13 protein-coding genes and 4 pseudogenes are annotated in these 15,719 nt (G+C 69.7%); 7 read left to right on the top strand and 10 right to left on the bottom strand.

Annotated features, from left to right (window positions below; all coding sequences use genetic code 11):
• Positions 1 to 4: 4 nt before the first annotated feature.
• Positions 5 to 377 (top strand): annotated as a pseudogene (locus SY89_RS03525) (DUF5811 family protein).
• 275 nt (positions 378 to 652) lie between these two features.
• A complete protein-coding gene (locus tag SY89_RS15685; RefSeq protein WP_080506584.1) occupies positions 653 to 1,354 on the top strand; it encodes an HAD family hydrolase in 702 nt (233 codons plus the stop codon).
• A gap of 131 nt (positions 1,355 to 1,485) precedes the next feature.
• Here SY89_RS15685 and infB read toward each other — a convergent pair whose 3' ends face one another.
• A complete protein-coding gene (gene infB / locus SY89_RS03515) occupies positions 1,486 to 3,297 on the bottom strand; it encodes a translation initiation factor IF-2 (protein WP_054583169.1) in 1,812 nt (603 codons plus the stop codon).
• A 150-nt stretch (positions 3,298 to 3,447) separates the two neighbouring features.
• On the opposite strand from infB, the pseudogene SY89_RS03510 reads away from it, so the two are divergent.
• Positions 3,448 to 3,692 (top strand): annotated as a pseudogene (locus SY89_RS03510) (PRC-barrel domain-containing protein).
• Positions 3,693 to 4,151, top strand: a complete 459-nt coding sequence (locus SY89_RS03505; protein WP_054583168.1) for an NOB1 family endonuclease — start codon at positions 3,693 to 3,695, stop codon at positions 4,149 to 4,151.
• Between the two features lie 24 nt (positions 4,152 to 4,175).
• On the opposite strand, the gene SY89_RS03500 is transcribed toward SY89_RS03505, so the two are convergent.
• Both SY89_RS03500 and SY89_RS03495 read right to left on the bottom strand, forming a co-directional pair.
• The gene (locus tag SY89_RS03500; RefSeq protein ID WP_054583167.1) at positions 4,176 to 4,898 is read right to left on the bottom strand and encodes a CPBP family intramembrane glutamic endopeptidase; all 723 of its coding nucleotides are present in this window, start codon (positions 4,896 to 4,898) and stop codon (positions 4,176 to 4,178) included.
• Between the two features lie 66 nt (positions 4,899 to 4,964).
• The gene (locus tag SY89_RS03495) at positions 4,965 to 6,251 is read right to left on the bottom strand and encodes a hypothetical protein (protein ID WP_054583166.1); all 1,287 of its coding nucleotides are present in this window, start codon (positions 6,249 to 6,251) and stop codon (positions 4,965 to 4,967) included.
• Positions 6,252 to 6,352: 101 nt separating this feature from the next.
• Here SY89_RS03495 and SY89_RS03490 point away from each other — a divergent pair.
• Together SY89_RS03490 and SY89_RS03485 are read left to right on the top strand one after the other, a co-directional pair.
• Positions 6,353 to 6,810: pseudogene (locus tag SY89_RS03490) on the top strand (universal stress protein).
• 43 nt (positions 6,811 to 6,853) lie between these two features.
• A pseudogene (locus SY89_RS03485) lies at positions 6,854 to 8,046 on the top strand (DHH family phosphoesterase).
• Here SY89_RS03485 and SY89_RS03480 read toward each other — a convergent pair.
• The 4 genes from SY89_RS03480 to SY89_RS03465 form a co-directional block, all read right to left on the bottom strand.
• Positions 8,047 to 8,475, bottom strand: coding sequence for a DUF5807 family protein (locus tag SY89_RS03480; protein ID WP_054583164.1), 429 nt, complete (start codon positions 8,473 to 8,475; stop codon positions 8,047 to 8,049). It lies immediately after the preceding pseudogene.
• A 49-nt stretch (positions 8,476 to 8,524) separates the two neighbouring features.
• The gene (locus SY89_RS03475; RefSeq protein WP_239685504.1) at positions 8,525 to 9,028 is read right to left on the bottom strand and encodes a DUF7112 family protein; all 504 of its coding nucleotides are present in this window, start codon (positions 9,026 to 9,028) and stop codon (positions 8,525 to 8,527) included.
• 18 nt (positions 9,029 to 9,046) lie between these two features.
• Positions 9,047 to 9,442 carry a 30S ribosomal protein S6e gene (locus SY89_RS03470; protein WP_054583163.1) on the bottom strand — a complete coding sequence of 132 codons (396 nt, stop codon included), beginning with the start codon at positions 9,440 to 9,442 and terminating at the stop codon, positions 9,047 to 9,049.
• Positions 9,443 to 9,517: 75 nt separating this feature from the next.
• Complete coding sequence (locus SY89_RS03465) at positions 9,518 to 10,012, bottom strand: DUF7529 family protein (protein ID WP_054583162.1); 495 nt, start codon at positions 10,010 to 10,012, stop codon at positions 9,518 to 9,520.
• Between the two features lie 83 nt (positions 10,013 to 10,095).
• On the opposite strand from SY89_RS03465, the gene SY89_RS03460 reads away from it, so the two are divergent.
• Positions 10,096 to 10,410, top strand: a complete 315-nt coding sequence (locus tag SY89_RS03460; RefSeq protein ID WP_054583161.1) for a DUF7573 domain-containing protein — start codon at positions 10,096 to 10,098, stop codon at positions 10,408 to 10,410.
• A gap of 188 nt (positions 10,411 to 10,598) precedes the next feature.
• Here the strand turns inward: SY89_RS03460 and mutL are convergent, their stop codons facing one another.
• From mutL to engB, 3 genes are read right to left on the bottom strand one after another with little or no spacing between them, the layout of a single operon-like run.
• Positions 10,599 to 12,260, bottom strand: a complete 1,662-nt coding sequence (gene mutL, locus SY89_RS03455) for a DNA mismatch repair endonuclease MutL (protein WP_054583160.1) — start codon at positions 12,258 to 12,260, stop codon at positions 10,599 to 10,601.
• Positions 12,257 to 14,941 (bottom strand): DNA mismatch repair protein MutS, encoded by a 2,685-nt coding sequence (mutS, locus tag SY89_RS03450; RefSeq protein ID WP_054583159.1) that lies wholly within the window; start codon positions 14,939 to 14,941, stop codon positions 12,257 to 12,259. The genes mutL and mutS overlap by 4 nt, the downstream gene beginning before the upstream one ends.
• A 40-nt stretch (positions 14,942 to 14,981) precedes the next feature.
• On the bottom strand, positions 14,982 to 15,605 hold the full coding sequence (engB, locus tag SY89_RS03445; protein ID WP_054583158.1) for a GTP-binding protein EngB: 624 nt from the start codon (positions 15,603 to 15,605) through the stop codon (positions 14,982 to 14,984).
• Positions 15,606 to 15,719 lie beyond the last annotated feature (114 nt).

The following is a 15,719-nucleotide window of genomic DNA, read 5'->3' as shown; positions in this document are numbered from 1 at the left end:
CGACATGAACGGGACTGATTACGCCGGGGCCCCCGGAATCATGGGGGGTCGTCGAACAACGTTGAACTCTCGCCGGACGAGAAGCGGGGCTGCGGCGCGCCGTCGCGGGGATCGTCTCCCGCACGGAGTCGTACCTCCCCGAGGGGTACGTCGTCGGCTCGGAACTCACCTACGGCTCGAACGGGCCGGAGGCCACCGTGGCTGTCCGCCCGCCGGCGGGTCACCCCGTGAGCGCGGGGTTCCAGCCCGACGCCGACGACATCGAGGCGGGGCTCGACGACGCCGACCGCGACGAGGTGGCGAAGGGGCTGGCGGCGAGCGCCGCGGCGCAGGTGATGTACGCGATGGGCGACGATCCGGTTCCGGTCGCTCGGTAGCAGGAACGGTTATTGCGGTTCTGCGGTTCGTTTTTCGGAGTTGGGAGCAACCGCTCGGTGTGAAGGCTATCGGCGGTTGCTGGCTCGGCGGTCGAAAAGCTGGACGGTTGTGAACGCATGCGGGTGTGCTGGCCCTGTTGGACACTCTTCGTTCGGGGCGACTTTTGCTGAAACAGCCGGTAAGTGGGGTTGGGAGTGATTACGTTGCGAACATTGCCCACCCGTTTTCGAGAGAACCGAGAGCATTAAGAGAAGTTGACGAATATTCGACCAAAATGTCGGATATTGCCGCCGTCTGTTTCGACTTGGACAGTACGCTGTGTGTGGCAAATCAGTCCGATAACGACATCCATCAGGAGGTTTTCGAATCAGCAGGAATTGACCCGATTTTCACGCCAGCCGACATCCGAGCAGTCGATTCAGCCGAAATCGAAACGGCAGAAAGCGATGCAGAGTTTTACACGAATCTCTATCGTGCGACAGTATCCAATTTACCGACCAGTCCAGATGTGGATACAGCAGTGCTCAGAGAGTTGGGTGAGATCACGACGGATGTCGTTGATGAAACCGATGTGAGTTTTCGCCCGGCGGCGGAAGACGCTCTCGATTACGCTCGTCGACATTACGAGATAGGGCTCATCACGAATGGCGGACAGAAAACCCAGCAGGAGAAACTTGAAACACTCGGCATCAAGGATATGTTTGATGTCAGAGTGTTCTGCGATCCGACTCAGGGGATTAATCCCAAACCCGCTAGTGAGCCGTTTCGAGAGGCAGTTGCCAAACTTTCGGCATCCGCAGAGGAGGTGATTCATATTGGAGACGACCACAGCACCGATGTCGTCGGGGCGCATACAGCAGGTCTTCAGTCAGCGTGGGTTCCCCATCTCCGACCCCATGAATCTCTTCCAGGCACTCCCGATCCAACACCGACGTTCCAGTTGGATTCGCTAGCCGACGTATCCACTATATTGTAGTAACAATGACGGAAGAAGGATCAAATGGATTTACCGGGAGAGAGGTAAGGCGGCTCCACATGTACTGTCTGTACTCACCAAACCACAACATACCGACCACTGGCCAAACAACGCAACAGAACCGGTGAGCGTCACTTCCCCCAGAACGGATCGCGCTTCCGCATCTTCTCCAGATACGCGTTCAGCGCCTCGCGCTCGTCCGCGGGAATCTCCTCTTTCAACTCCTGCTCCAGGATCTTCGCGTGTTTCTCGGGGAGGTCGATCCAGAGTTCGTCGCCCTCCTCGATGTCCCGGCCCACCGTCGGGCCGTCGATGGCGACGCTGACCCGGCTGCCGGCGCGGGCTTTGTCGACGTCCTCGCCCTGCTCCTGCATCCCGGAAAGTTCGCCCACGCGGGTCGACTCGCCGTTCTCGAACTTCGCGACCCGGCGGTTGTTCTCGATCGTGCCGGCGAGGATCTCGACGCCGACGACCGCGGGGTTGTTCTGCCGGAACGTGTGGTCCTGCAGGATGCGGAAGCGCGCCGGGCGGTGGATCTTGTCCAGCACGGTCTCCTGCTGCTCGCGCTCGCGCTCCTCGATGAACGATTCGTAGTCCTCGACTAGTTGGTAGATCACGTCGTCGCCGAACAGCTTCACGCCCTGCTGGTCGAGTTCGCGCTCGGCGTCGGGGAGGGTGTCGACGTTGAAGCCGAGGATCACGCGGTGCTCGTCCTCGTTCGCGGTGCTTGCGACCGCCACGTCACGCGGCGCCACGTCGCCGACTTCGGCGCGGAGGATGGGGATCTCCGCCTCCCGGAGCGCGTTGGCCATCGCCTCCAGACTCCCCAGTGTGTCGGCTTTGACGACGACGCCCTCGTCCTCCGTGTCGACCTCGATCTCGGAGAGCTCCGCCTCGACCTCGTCGATAACTTTCTCCAGATGCCGGCCCCGGACCACACGGACCGGCGCGCCGGCCATCGCGTCGTCGAGGTCCGGCGCCGCGAGCTTCACGCCGGAGGCGGCCTGGACGGAGTCGAGGCGCTCGAACTCCGCCTCCGTCCGGATCTCCGAGAGCGCCCGCGGGCGCAGGAGCGCGCGGACCTCCGTGACGATCGGCCCCTCGACGCCGCCGACGACGATCCGGTCGCCCTCCTCGACGGTGCCGTCGTACAGCACCACGTCCAGTGTGGCACCGAACCCCTTCTCGTCTTTCACTTCGAGGACGGTCCCCTTCCCGGGGCCTGTCAGGTCGATCTCCATCTCCTCTTTCATGTAGCGCTGGGAGAGCCCCATCAGCACCGCGAGCAGGTCCGGGACGCCCTCGCCGGTCATCGCCGAGATCGGGACGACGCCGATGTTGTTCTGGAAGTTCTGGACGCGCCAGTAGAGATCCGCTGAGAACCCCGAATCCGAGAGCTGGCCGATGATCTCGTAGAGGTTCTCGTCCAGTCGCTGCCGGGCGCGGTCGGTCTGAGCCTCGTACGTCTCCTGGACCGGCGCTTTGGGGTTGGGGTTCCAGCCCGGCGTGGTATCGATCTTGTTCGCCGCGACGACGAACGGCGTCCCCGTGCGCTGGAGGATGTCCAGCGCCTCCTTCGTCTGGGGCTGGAAGCCGTCGTTCACGTCGACGACGAGGACCGCGATGTCCGCGAGCGCGCCCCCGCGGGCCCGTAGCGTCGAGAAGGAGTGGTGGCCGGGCGTGTCGATGAACAGCAGCCCCGGCAGGTCGAAGTCGTCGGCCATCACGAGCTCGCCGGCCATCGACGACACCGTGTCCAGCGGGACCGCGGTGGCGCCGATGTGCTGCGTGATGGCGCCGGCTTCGCCCTCGCTGACGGCCGAGCCGCGGATCTTGTCGAGCAGGCTCGTCTTCCCGTGGTCGACGTGACCGAGCACGGCAACGATGGGTGTGCGGAGCGAACCGGGGTCGGCGCTGGCGTCGTCGTTGTTGGCGTCAGGCATCGAAAATCACCGAGAGAACGTCTCTTGGTTTCAGCGAGTCGCGGGCGCCAGTTACCTGTTTCGACTCTCCGCCGCGTGAGACGGCCCGATCCCGGCGACGACGATAGCGCCCCCGTGGCGTTTATCACGCCACGGCCTGTGTTGGGCCGTATGGCCGACATACTCGCCGAGAACCTCTCGGGGAAAGCAGTCATGGGCTCGGACGGCACCGAGCTGGGAATGCTGTACAACATCACGATGGACCTCAAGACCGGCGAACTCCACGACCTGTTGGTTTCGCCCAACGAGGACACCCCCGTGGGAAGATCAACTTCGAGCGCGACGAGGGCGGTCGGTTCCGGGTTCCCGTCTCCCGGGTGCAGGCCGTGAAGGACTACATCGTCGTCCAGCGATAGATGCAGGTCCTCGACACCTCGGCGTTCATCCACGAGTACCACACCGACGACGAGCAGGTCTCGATCCCGCTCGTCAAAGAGGAGCTCGAGGGCGGCAACGAGTACCGCTTCGACGCGATGGAGGGCGCGGGGATGGAGCTCCACCTCCCCGCCGACGAGACCGTCGACCGCGTGCGCCGGGCCGCCGGCGAGACGGGCGACGCCGAGGAGCTCTCCGAGACCGACACGCGCCTGCTCGCGACCGCGTTCGAACTCGATGCGACGCTCGTCACCGACGACTACGCGATGCAGAACGTCGCCGAGAAGCTCGACATCGACGTACAGGTGATCGCCCGCGAGGGGATCGAAGAGGAGCGCGACTGGAAGTTCCAGTGTGCGGGCTGTGGCCGCGAGTTCGACGAGGACCGCGAGCGCTGTCCGATCTGTGGCAGCGACCTCTCGCGGAAGAACCCCGCCTGATTCTCACGACTGTCGGCGCCGGAGTTACGCCACCTGGCCGTACTGGATCGCGTAGATCACCGCGTTGTAGCCGCCGTGAGCGACGGCTGGGACGATCAGGTTCCCGGTCCGCTCGTACAGATACCCCAGCAGGATGCCGAGGAGGAACGAGAACACCACGTACGCGAGCGCGCTGCTCCCCGACCCGATGTAGTGCAGCGACCCGAACAGCGCGCTCGCGCCGACGATGCCGGGCCACGGCCCCCACGCCCGCTTCAGCAGTCCCTGGATCCCGCCGCGTACGAGGAGCTCCTCCGCGGGCCCGACCACCAACAGGGAGACGGGGATCATCAGCAGGAAGTACGTCGCCTGCCGCCCCGACGGGTCGACCGCGGGGTTCTGTGAGGGGGCCACGTCGATCAGCGAGAACGCGCTGATCAGCGCGATCTGGCCGAGGTACAGCACGACGACGGCACCCACCGCGATCGCCACCTGGCGCCCGTCGGGACGGCCCCACGAGAGCAACTCGCGGTCGCCCGCGGCGGCGACGAACAGCCCGACCGGCGCCACCAACCCCGCGAACTGCGCGACGGTGTTGGCGAGCTCGAACGCGGTCGTCCCCTCGGCGACGCCCAGCGCCGGCGCGGCACCGGCCCACAGCGAGATGCCGACGCTGCCGCCGACGATGGCCGCGACGAACAGCACGATCGCCTGGAACGTCCGGAGGGCTTTCGCCCCCATCGCGGAGGCCTGTGCGGGCTGACTCATGACCGGAGCCAACGGCCCGGGCGGCAAATCGGTGACGGTCGGGGCGTCGACGCGCGCCGAGCCGCCCTACTCCACGACCAGTCGGTCCTTCCCGCGGACCGCCTCGGCCTCTTCGAACTCGCCGCCGCCGAGCAGGCCGCGAGCCGCCTTCTTCCCCCACTCAACGGCCGGCTGGGTGAACGTCGAGAGGTCGGCGAGTTCGCCGTAGCAGACGCAGGCGGCCTCCATCCCGAACAGCAACTCGCCCAGCCCGCGCTCGTCGACGCGGTCGATCTCGAGCCGGACGTTCGGGCAGTCCGCGGCCGTGAGACTCGCCTCGGTCGCCTCGAACTCCGCGTCGAGTAGCGTGCCGAGCGACTCGCCGCCGAGGTAGGAGAGTCCCTCGAGGTCCGTCTCCGGGATGTCGCGGTCCGCGCGCTCGGTCGGGCGCACGAGCGTCACGAGCTTGTCCCGCGGGCCGGCGCGGTACAGTTGGAGCTGTGAGTGCTGGTCGGTCGCGCCCAGCGCGCGAGCGGGCGTCTGCCCCTGGCCGTCCTTGCCGAGGCTCTCGGCCCAGAGCTGGGCGAACCACTCCGCGAACGTCTCCAGGGATTCGGCGTACGGCATGAATGCGTTCGTCAGCGCGCCGCGCTGGGCCAGCGCGTACGTCGTCGCGCCGTAGGCGTACGCCGGCGAGTCGTACAGCGACCCCGCCAGTCGCTCGCGCTCGGCGGCGGCGCCGGCGAGCACGGCGTCGATGTCGTGGCCCTGAATCGCCGCGACGGCCAGCCCGACCGTCGAGAGCACCGAGAACCGGCCCGGGACGCCCGCTGGCACGTCGAGCGCGGGCAGATCGTGTTTGGTCGCGAGGTTCCGGAGGTTTCCCTCCGGCCCGGTGGTGACGAACGTCCGCTCGGTCCAGTCGACGCCCGCCGACTCCATCGCTTCGCGAACGACGAGGAAGTTCGAGAGCGTCTCGGCGGTGGTGCCGGAGTTCGAGACGACGTTCACGGCGGTCCGGGAGAGATCCAGCGAGTCGAGCAGGCGAGTGGTGTGCTCGGGGTCGACGTTGTCGAGGTAGTACGCGTCGATGTCGCTCGCCAGCGCGTTCGAGAGCGTCGCGGCGCCGAGCGCGCTGCCGCCGATGCCGACCGTGAGTACGGCCTCGCTGTCGGCGAACGGCTCGACCGCGGCGCGGATGCGCTCGGGGTCGGCCGTCTCCGGCAGATTGAGCGCGGCGTAGCCGAACTCGTCGTCGGCCATCCCGGCGGCGATCCGCTCGTGGGCCGCGGCCACGTCGGCGTCCAGTTCGTCGAGGGCGTCGCGGGTCAGGGCTGGCTCCCCGCCCAGCGCGTTGCCGATGTCGGTGCGCATGGTCGGAGTGGGGGTCGGTATCGGGAAGTAGCTTCTGAGAGCGCGACGCCCGCGCCGGGCTGGCCCGTCGGAGTTATGTCCTCTCGGGCGAACGAACGACTGTGTTCGACACCCTAGTCATCGCCACCGACGGCTCCGCGAGCGTTCGACGCGCGGTCGACGTGGCGCTGGAGTTCGCCGAGCGGTTCGACGCCGAGGTGCACGCGCTGTTCGTCGTCGACGAGGGGGAGGTCGAGTCCTCGCCCGAGCGTGTCCGGGAGGAGCTCCGGGAGGGGCTCCGCAACGACGGCGAGGACGCCGTCGCCGACGTGGCCACGCGCGCCGAGCAGCCAGTCACCACGGCAGTCCGCCAGGGTCGACCGGCGGCGACCATCTCCGACTACGCCCGCGAGGTCGACGCCGACGTGGTCGCGACCGGCACACGGGGCGCCACGGCGAGAACCGCTACCTGATCGGCGGCGTCGCCGAGCGCGTCGTGCGGCGCTGTCCGGTGCCGGTGTTGACCGTCCGCCAGCTTGAGGGCGAGGCCGCGGCCGAGGGCGACGGAGCGACCGCGTAGCCCGTTCCACGGCGCTTATACCCCGGCTCGCCGACGCGTCGGTATGGACGACGAACTCATCGATACCGGCGATCTCTCGCTGCACCGGCGCTCGCTACTGCCCGGCAAGGGCTTTTTCTACCCCGACTCGCTCGACGAGGATCGCACCGAGGAACGCGTCGCCGAGGCCGTCGACGGCGCCGAGGCGGTCGTGATCACCGACTCCGACGCCGACGGGCTGGGTTGTGTCGCGCTGATCCGCGAGGCCCGCGACGCCGCCCTCGACGTTGCCCCCTTCGAGGCGGCGCTGGCCGCGGAGCTGGCCGACGAGGCGGACGAGGACGAGGCTGAGCCCGACGAGGAGGAAGACGAACCCGAACCCCACGAGCGCTCGACGGTGGCGCTGGTCGCGTCCGGCCCCGGCGACATCGAGGAGTCGCTCGAACTGGTCGCCGAGTACGTCGAAGCGGGCACGGACTGCTACGTCTGTGACATCTGCCCGGACAGCTACGAGTACATCGCCGACGACCTGGCGACGCTGGTCGAGCGCTGTGGCGACGTGCGGTGGTTCGACCACCACCAGTGGGGCGAGGAGCTGGAACAGCAGGTCCGCGACGCGGGCGTCGACCTCGTGATCGGCGACAGCGAGGAAGAGTGCACCACCGACGTGACGCTGCGCTCGCTCGACTACGCGTTCGACGAGCGCTACGCCGAACTCGCCGCGGTCACCCGGGACCACGACCTCTGGCTGAAGCAGGACGCCCGCAGCGACGACCTCGCGGACTACGCCTACTGGAGCGGCCCGGAGGAGTACGCCGCGGTCGTCGGCGAGTACGGCGCCGAACTCCCGGAAACCGTGCTGGAGTACGTCGAGCACCGCCGGGTGGAGAAGGAACAGCGCATCGAGGCCGCCGTGTCGCGAGCGAACCGCCGGGAGATCGGCGACTGGACTGTCGGGTTCACGTACGGTCGCTGCTCGCAGAACGAGGTCGCCGAGGCGCTGCGGGAGGACGGCTGCGACGCCGCGGTGATCGTCAAACCCTCCGGGAGCGCGAGCATCCGCGGCTCCGAGGGTTCGAGCGCTGCCACGAGGTCGCCGGCCAGGTCAACGGCGGCGGCCACCCGAAAGCTGCGGGCTGTAAGCCGGATATCTACGACGACATGCTCGATATGGCCCAGCACTGGACCAGCGAGGGCCGGACAGCACGGACCGTTATCCGGCGGGCGTTCGAAGAACTGGTCGACGACGACGCGTAGCTACTCGCGACTCCCGACGACCCACTTCTCGGAGTACGACTCCCCGCAGGCACACTTCGCGTAGGCGTGGATCACGTCGCCGTCGGCGTACATCCCGCCGACTTCGGGGTTCTCCGCCTCCGCGAACGCGAAGACGTACTGGACCTGGTGGGCGTCGCCGTCGCCGGCCGGACACTGCCCGCCCGCGAGGTCGGCGTCGATACTGCCGCCCTCGCCCATCGCCTCCTTCGCGAACTCCATGGCGTCCTGGCCGGTGCCGGCGCTGAACAGCTTCCGGCCCTGCTCGCCCGGGCGTACGAGCACGACGCCGCCGTCGACCTCCTCGCCGGCGTCTGCCAGTTTGCCCGCCTCGTCAAGCTGGTCTTCCGCGAGGAACAGCGCCACGTCCTCCAGGCGCTCGCCCGCGAGGAACTCCGAGAGTTTGCTCATACCCCGACGAGGCGCCTGAACGGGAAAAAGCGACCGCGTTTCGGTCGGCTCAGTCGAGATCGAACGGGTCGTCGGTGCCGTCGGCGTCGTTACCGGCGAAATCGCCGTCCTCGCCGCCTTGCCCGGTGCCGGCGAGATCGCTCGCAATGTCCTGCAGCGAGCCACCCGGGCCGCTACTGTCGCGGTAGAACGCTCGCTCGCCCGGGAGGCGGAGCCCGTAGCGCTCGCCGGGCTCGATCTCGTCGATCTCGACGGGGTCGCCCGCCTCGCGGCCCTCCTCCCGCAGCCACTCGACCAGTCGGTTCTCGGCCCGACCCGGATCGCGCGCCTCGCTTTTCAGGTCGTAGGCGCCACGGAGCAGGAAGCCCGAGCGGTGCTCGCGGACCTCGGCGTGGTACTCGTCGCCGCCGACGACGAGCCGGACGAACGAGCCGGGGGCGAGCGCCAGATCGGCAGGCAGGTGGAGGCAGGGCCGGCGTGTGCCGCCGCTGCGAGCCACCTCGGCCCGTTCGGTGTGCACGCTGGCGTGGTCGCTGGGGATACGGTCGGCCATCGAGAAGCGAGTAGGAACTTACTCGGCGTCTTCGTCGTCGCCCTCGCCGAAGGCGGCGGCGACGTCCTCGTCGCCGAGGACGGTGGCGTTGACCTGCGCGCTCTCCTCGCTGAACTCGGCGCCGCGGACCGTGATGCGTCGGCGCTCGCCGTCCTTCTCGGGGTTGAAGCCGACGCCGCCCTCGAGCAGGAGCTGCTTGAGGTTGGAGCCGGCCACGTCCTCCCGCATCGGTCGGCCGGCGGCGTCCGAGCCGCCGGTGAGCTTCAGCGTCGACTCCGAGAGCCCGACGACGTCGCCGTCGACCTCGTCGCCGAGCGAGCGCCCGAGGAACCGGTTGGCATCCTGTCCGTCGACCTCCGTCTGATACGTGTTGCCCGTGTCGGGGTCCGACACGACGAGCTTGAGTTCGGCCATACCGGAGAACTCTCGGCCGCGGCTGAAAAACACGTCGAAACCGCCTGTTCCGGCAGGGGTGGACCGGACGCGGCGTTACTCCTCGCCGGGAAGCAGCGCCGCAGGGGACTGCTGGACGAACAGCACGCGCTCGCTGTCGTCGAGCGGGCGGACGAAAAGTCGGCTCTCGCCGGCCGCCTCGATACGCTGGACGGTCTCGGCCGCCTCGTCGGCCCGGTAGTAGATGGGGATCAGCACCGCCCGTCCGGCGTCGTCGGCTTTCATCACGACCACCGCGAACACGACGCCGTTGGCCTGGGCGTTGTACGCCTCGTACTCGTCGAAGGCGGCGCCGTCGACGGCGTCCTGCACCGCCGAGAACTCGTTGCCCGGCACGAGCACGTCGAACCCCGTGCGGTCGTCCTCGTAGCCGTCCTCGGTCTCCAGCCGCGGCAGCGGCGTCACCGCGCCGGGGTGGAGCTCGACGGTCTCCCAGCCATCGTCCCGCAACTCGGCCGCGGTGGCCTCCATGTCGTCGATGGTGTCGTCCCAGAGGTCGGTCATGCCCTGCAGCGGATGTCCGGGGTCCATGCCCGACTGTGGGCCCGTCGGGGGTGAAAAGCGTTCGCTTGCGGGACGCCAACGCTAAGCCCCCGCCGCCCCCAGCCGGGAGCATGAGCGACGACGCCAGCCTCACGGACTTCGCGGGCGAGGCGGCCGGCGATGAGGCGGCCGGACACGGCGAGCGGGCGGCCAGTGGCCCGGGAGACGGCGATCCGGAAGCCAACGAACCGGAGGCCGACGACCCGGACGCCGAATCAGCCCCCGAGACGCCGACGTTCACCTACACGTCGACGCCCGACGGCGCGGCGTGTGCGGCCTGCGGCGCGAGCGTCGAGCAGCGCTGGCGGGCCGGCGAGGGCGGCGCCGCCGAGGCGCCCGATCTCGCCCCCGACGCGCTGGTCTGTTCCGACTGCAAGGAGTGGTAGGAACCCGAGGCGACACGGCAGTTGCGTCGGGTGTCCGTTTTCGGCTTCGCACGACCGCGGCGTTGGCTCCGGCGGCGCCCGACGGGGCGGTCGCGCCCGTTCGATCGTCGGGTTTCGGCTTCGCACGACCGCGGCGTTGGCTCGGCGGCGCGACACGGCGGTCGCGCCTGCTCGCGCGCCGCGGTCGGCTATCGTTCGAACCCGGCCGCCAACGTCTCCTCGTTCACGCTGAGGACCGTCGGCCGACCGTGCGGGCAGGCGAACGGCTGCTCGCACTGCCCCAGTCGCTCGACGAGCGCCGCCGCCTCCTCGGTCGCCAGCGCGTCGCCGGCTTTCAGCGACGGGTGACAGGCCAACTCCGCGAGCGCCGACTCCCGGGCGTCGTCGGGGTCGCTGCCACTCGCGAGCGCGGCGAGCGTCTCCCGAAACGCCTCGGTGTCGGCCGGCCGGCCCAGCGGCGCGGGAACCGTCGAGAGCTTCACCGTCGCGCCGCCGAACGACGCGGCGTCGAACCCCAGCGCCGCGAGTTCGCCGGCTCGTTCCTCGACGACCGCCGCCGCGGCCGGGGACAGCGACACCGTCTCCGGCGGCGAGAGTTCGATCCGCTCGATCGCTTCGCCCGCGACAGCCGCCTGCAGGCGCTCGAAGTTCACGCGCTCGTGGGCGGCGTGCTGGTCGATCACGAGCAGGTCGTCGCCCTCCGCACAGAGGATGTACGTGTCCCGGAACTGCCCGAGCACGTCGGCCTCGGCGAGCGCGGACTCCCCCCGTTTCGGCTCCAGGGACTCCGCCAGCCCCATCGCCACCTCGCCGGAGCGCCGGAGATCCGCGGTCGTGAGCGCGTCGCTGACGCCCGTCTCGACTGCCGCTTCCACGGCCTCGCGGACCGAGAGCGCGACCTCGGCCTTCGCGGGGTGGACGTTCGCGTCGACAGCCGCCGGCGGGAGCGAGATCGAGACGACGGCGACCGGGTGGCGACCGTCCGGGAGCAGCCGGCCGTAGCCGCGCTCGACCGCGCGGCGGATCCCCTCGTCGACGACGGGGCGGTCGTTGATCGCGGTCCGGAGGTGCGATCGGTCCGAGCGCGTCGTCGCGGGGAAGACGAGGGCCCCGTCGACGTGGATGGCCGCGCCGTCGAACGCCCCCGAGAGCGCCGTCTCGTGGCTGAACGTCGTCGACCGCGCGGCGACGTGACGGTCGTACACCGCCGCCAGCGCGTCCTCGTACGCGCCGCTACCGGGCGTCTCGAACACCTCTCGGTCGTCGTGGGCGAGCGAGAACGACACGTCCGGCCGCGTGAGCGCGTAGCGCGCGACCAGCGAGGAGATCTTCGCGAACTCCGCGCCCGCGCCGCCCAGGGACTCGCGGCGCGCGGGGCGGTCCGCAAACAGCTCCCGGACGATGACGGTCGTCCCGCGGGCCCGGCCGGCGTCGGTGACCTCCACCTCGCCGTCGACGACGAGCCGGGTTCCGGGCTCGGTGCCGTCGCTGGTGACCAGTTCGAGCCGGCCCGCGTCGGCGATGCTCGGCAGCGCCTCGCCGCGGAAGCCGAGGCTGGTCGTCGACGGCAGCTCGGCGGCGTCCCGGAGCTTGCTGGTCGCGTGGCGCTCGATCGCCCGCTCGGCGTCGCGGCGGCGCATCCCGTGTCCGTCGTCGGCGACCCTGATGCGCTCGGTGCCGTCGCCGTCGATCTCGACGCGGATCGAGTCCGCGCCGGCGTCGAGCGCGTTGTCCAGCAGCTCGCCAACGACCCGGGCGGGCCGGGTGATCACCTCGCCGGCGGCGATGCGGTCGACCGTCGACGCGTCGAGTCGCTCGACCGTCGGCGTCGGCTCGGTGGGGTCGCTCATTCGTCGGTGACGCGATCCTGCAGCTCCTGCAGGCGGTTCAACGCCTCGATCGGGGTCGTCCGGGCGAGATCGAGGTCGCGGAGCTCGGCCACGACCGCGTCGGTTTCGGCTGGCGTACTGGGCTCGACCCCGGGAAGCGTCTGCTGGCCCGGGGGCGTCGCCGGTCCGGCGTCGGCTTCGGGCGCGGTGCTCTCGCCGGCGCTGTCGGCGCCCGCGCCGTCGGTCGCTGCCTGTGTCGGGGCCGGCGCCGAGCCGTCCGCCTCGGGGTCGGCGCTCGCGTCGTCGCCCCCACCCTCGACCAGCGCCCGCGAGCGCTCGACCACCGGTTCGGGAACGCCGGCCATCCGCGCGACTTCGACGCCGTAGGAGGAGGACGACGGCCCGTCGTCCACGCGGTGGAGGAACGTCACGTCGTCGCCGTCACGGATCGCGGTGAAGTGGCGGTTGAACACGCCCTCGCGCTCGTCGGCCAGCGCGGTCAGGTCGTGGTAGTGCGTCGCGAACATCGTCCGGGCGCCCACCTCGTCGTGGAGGAACTCCGTCGCCGCGCGGGCGATGGCGAGGCCGTCGGCCGTCGAGGTGCCGCGGCCCACCTCGTCCAGCAGCACCAGCGAGTCCGCGGTCGCGTCGTGGAGGATGTCGGTGAGTTCGCTCATCTCGCGCATGAACGTCGACTGCCCGCCCGCGATGTCGTCGCTGGCGCCGACGCGAGTGAACACCCGGTCCAGCACGGGGAGGCTCGCGGACTCGGCGGGCACGAACCCGCCGGCCTGTGCGAGCACGCAGATCAGCCCGACCTGCCGCATGTACGTCGACTTCCCGCTCATGTTGGGGCCGGTGATGAGGGCGACGCTGCCGGCGGGCAGCTCGGCGTCGTTGGGGACGAACTCCGCCTGTGCCTGCGCGACGACGGGGTGACGCCCGGCCTCGATCGCGAGCGGCTCGTCGCCGTCGTGGAACGCGGGGCGGGAGAACGCCGGCCCCACGGCGACGGTCGAAAGCGAGAGCAGCGCGTCGAGGTCGGCGAGCGCGTCCGCGAGCCCCTGCAGTCGGTCGGCGGCGTCGGCGACCTCGGCGCGGACCGCACAGAAGCGCTCGTACTCCAGCGCGTCGGCGCGCTCGGCGGCGCCCAGGATCTCGTCCTCGCGCCGGCGGAGTTCGGGGGTGACGAAGCGCTCGGAGTTCTTCAGCGTCTGGCGCCGGCGGTACTCCTCGGGCACGGAATCGAGGTGGCTGTCGGTCACCTCGATGTAGTAGCCGTGGACCTGGTTGTGGCCGACTTCGAGGTTGTCGATCCCGGTCCGCTCGCGCTCCTGTTCCTCGAGATCGGCGACCCAGGCTCGCCCCTCGCGCTCGGTGCTTCGGACCTCGTCGAGTTCGTCGTCGAACCCGTCGCGGATCACCCCGCCCTCGGTGATCTCCTGGGGCGGGTCCTCGACGATCGCGCTCTCGATCAGCTGCCGCGTCTCCCGCAGTTCGTCGAGGTCGTCCCGGAGACGCTGGAGGCGATCGGCCTCGGCGTCCGCGAGCGCGTCCTTCAGCTCCGGGACGATGGCGAGCGTCCCCGCGACCGAGCGCAGGTCGCGGGCGTTCGCCCGTTCCCGGGAAACCCGGGAGACCAGCCGTTCGAGGTCGTAGGCGGCGCGCAGTTCGTCCCGGAGCGCCTCCCGCAGAAGCGTCCGCGTCGCGAGTTCGTCGACGGCGTCGAGGCGAGCCTCGATCGCGCGGCGATCGACCAGCGGCCGGCGGAGCCACGACGCCAGCCGGCGCCGCCCCAGCGCACAGACGGTCTCGTTGATCGTCTCGAACAGCGTATCCCCCTCGCGCTCGCCGCCCGCGCGGTTCTCGAACAGTTCGAGGCTCCGGAGCGCGGCGGCGTCCAGCCGCAGACAGTCCGCGGCGTCGTACCGCTGCACCCGCGAGACGTACGCGAGCGCGCCGTCGTCGCCCTGCGTGTACTCGGCGTAGGCCAACAGTCCACCGACGGCGCGGGCCTCGACGGCCGTAAAGCGGTCCGGATCGGTGTAGGCGTCGAGGGTGTCCCGAGCCGTGTCGGCGGCGAAGGCGTCGTCGTCCCAGTCCGTCGTGGGGCAGGCTGCATCGACCTCCGGCGCACCCGGCCCCACGAGCAGCTCTGCGGGCCCGACGCGGGCGACCTCCTCGCGGACGCTCGCGCGATCCGGCGCGGCGGCGACCCGGCACTCGCCGGTGGACACGTCGACGCTCGCGACCGCAAAGGCGTCGTCGTCCCCGACGATCGCGCCGACGTACGTCGAATCGGGCGAGAGCAGTTCGTCGTCGACGACGGTGCCGGGCGTGACGATCTGGGTGACCGCGCGGTCGACGATGCCGGTGGTCTCGCTGGGGTCCTCGACCTGGTCGGCGATCGCGATGCGGTGGCCGGCGTCGAGCAGGCGTTCGACGTACTCGGCGGCGTTGTCGACGGGGATCCCCGCCGCGGTGTAGGTGCCCGTCGAGTCCTCGCGCTCGATCAGCGTGAGCTCACAGATCCGGGCGACCTCCTCGGCGATGCCGCAGAACGTCTTGTAGAAATCCCCCACCCGGAACAGCACGAGCGCGTCGTCGTACTCCCGGCAGCGATCCACGTACTGCTGGAGCATCGGCGTGAGCTCGTCACGGCGCTCGTCGAGCTCCGGCGGGGGCCCGGTGACCGCAGACATGGCCGAAGGAGGGGGGCCGAGGCGGAAGAGCGTTACGCGCTCAGCTGACGAACTGCAGCAGCTCGTCCCGCTTGGCGTCGCGGAACCGCTGGGCGAGCGCGGACTCGAGCGGCTCGATCGAGCCGGTCTTGGCGGTGATCGGGCAGATCGTCTCCTGGTACTGCTGCCAGGGCGGGAACAGCCCGAGCCGGTCACAGAGCTCGTCGAGCCGCTCGTCGCGGTCGTCGACCTTGTCCATCTTGTTGACCGCCACGATAGGGTCGATCCCCACGTCCTGCAGGAAGTGGAACATCTCCACGTCGTGGGGGATATCGCCGTTACCGCGGTGGCGGTCGATGATGTCGATGACCGCCTTCCCGTCGACGACCAGCACGCCAGCGAGGATGTCGTCGGCGTTGGCCTCGACGTAGCGCACCACGTCGGTCTTGATCTGCTCGCGTTTCCCCTCCTCGACGCCGGACATGAAGCCGAAGCCGGGCAGGTCGGTGAACATGAAGTCCGGACCGGCCCAGTCGTAATGGTTCGGCTGCCGGGTCACGCCGGGTTTCCCCCCGGTGTCGAAGCTGTGGCCCGTCAGCTCCCGCATCAGCGTCGATTTCCCGACGTTCGACCGGCCGACGAGGACGACCTCGTCCCCCCGGTCCGGCCGGTTCTCGAAAGGCATGGGCGTGCTAGCGGGCAGACGGGGTTAACCCTCACGGGTCGGGGTGTAAACTCCATACGGCGATAGCGAACGGCGTGGTCGACACCACCGCCGGCTATTTCCCGAGTCCCCGAG

The sequence above is a fragment of the Halolamina pelagica genome, from assembly GCF_001307315.1.
GTDB lineage: Archaea > Halobacteriota > Halobacteria > Halobacteriales > Haloferacaceae > Halolamina > Halolamina pelagica_B.
This window is presented reverse-complemented; position numbering and strand designations above follow the sequence as displayed.

Bases quoted from the DNA above. Each gene is read 5' to 3' on its own strand.
- SY89_RS03460 (WP_054583161.1), top strand. From the start codon at position 10,096: ATGAGCGACGACGCCAGCCTCACGGACTTCGCGGGCGAGGCGGCCGGC.
- SY89_RS03470 (WP_054583163.1), bottom strand. From the start codon at position 9,442: ATGGCCGAACTCAAGCTCGTCGTGTCGGACCCCGACACGGGCAACACG.
- SY89_RS03465 (WP_054583162.1), bottom strand. From the start codon at position 10,012: ATGGACCCCGGACATCCGCTGCAGGGCATGACCGACCTCTGGGACGAC.
- SY89_RS03500 (WP_054583167.1), bottom strand. From the start codon at position 4,898: ATGAGTCAGCCCGCACAGGCCTCCGCGATGGGGGCGAAAGCCCTCCGG.
- mutS (WP_054583159.1), bottom strand. From the start codon at position 14,941: ATGTCTGCGGTCACCGGGCCCCCGCCGGAGCTCGACGAGCGCCGTGAC.
- infB (WP_054583169.1), bottom strand. From the start codon at position 3,297: ATGCCTGACGCCAACAACGACGACGCCAGCGCCGACCCCGGTTCGCTC.
- SY89_RS15685 (WP_080506584.1), top strand. From the start codon at position 653: ATGTCGGATATTGCCGCCGTCTGTTTCGACTTGGACAGTACGCTGTGT.
- SY89_RS03495 (WP_054583166.1), bottom strand. From the start codon at position 6,251: ATGCGCACCGACATCGGCAACGCGCTGGGCGGGGAGCCAGCCCTGACC.
- mutL (WP_054583160.1), bottom strand. From the start codon at position 12,260: ATGAGCGACCCCACCGAGCCGACGCCGACGGTCGAGCGACTCGACGCG.
- SY89_RS03475 (WP_239685504.1), bottom strand. From the start codon at position 9,028: ATGGCCGACCGTATCCCCAGCGACCACGCCAGCGTGCACACCGAACGG.
- SY89_RS03505 (WP_054583168.1), top strand. From the start codon at position 3,693: ATGCAGGTCCTCGACACCTCGGCGTTCATCCACGAGTACCACACCGAC.
- engB (WP_054583158.1), bottom strand. From the start codon at position 15,605: ATGCCTTTCGAGAACCGGCCGGACCGGGGGGACGAGGTCGTCCTCGTC.
- SY89_RS03480 (WP_054583164.1), bottom strand. From the start codon at position 8,475: ATGAGCAAACTCTCGGAGTTCCTCGCGGGCGAGCGCCTGGAGGACGTG.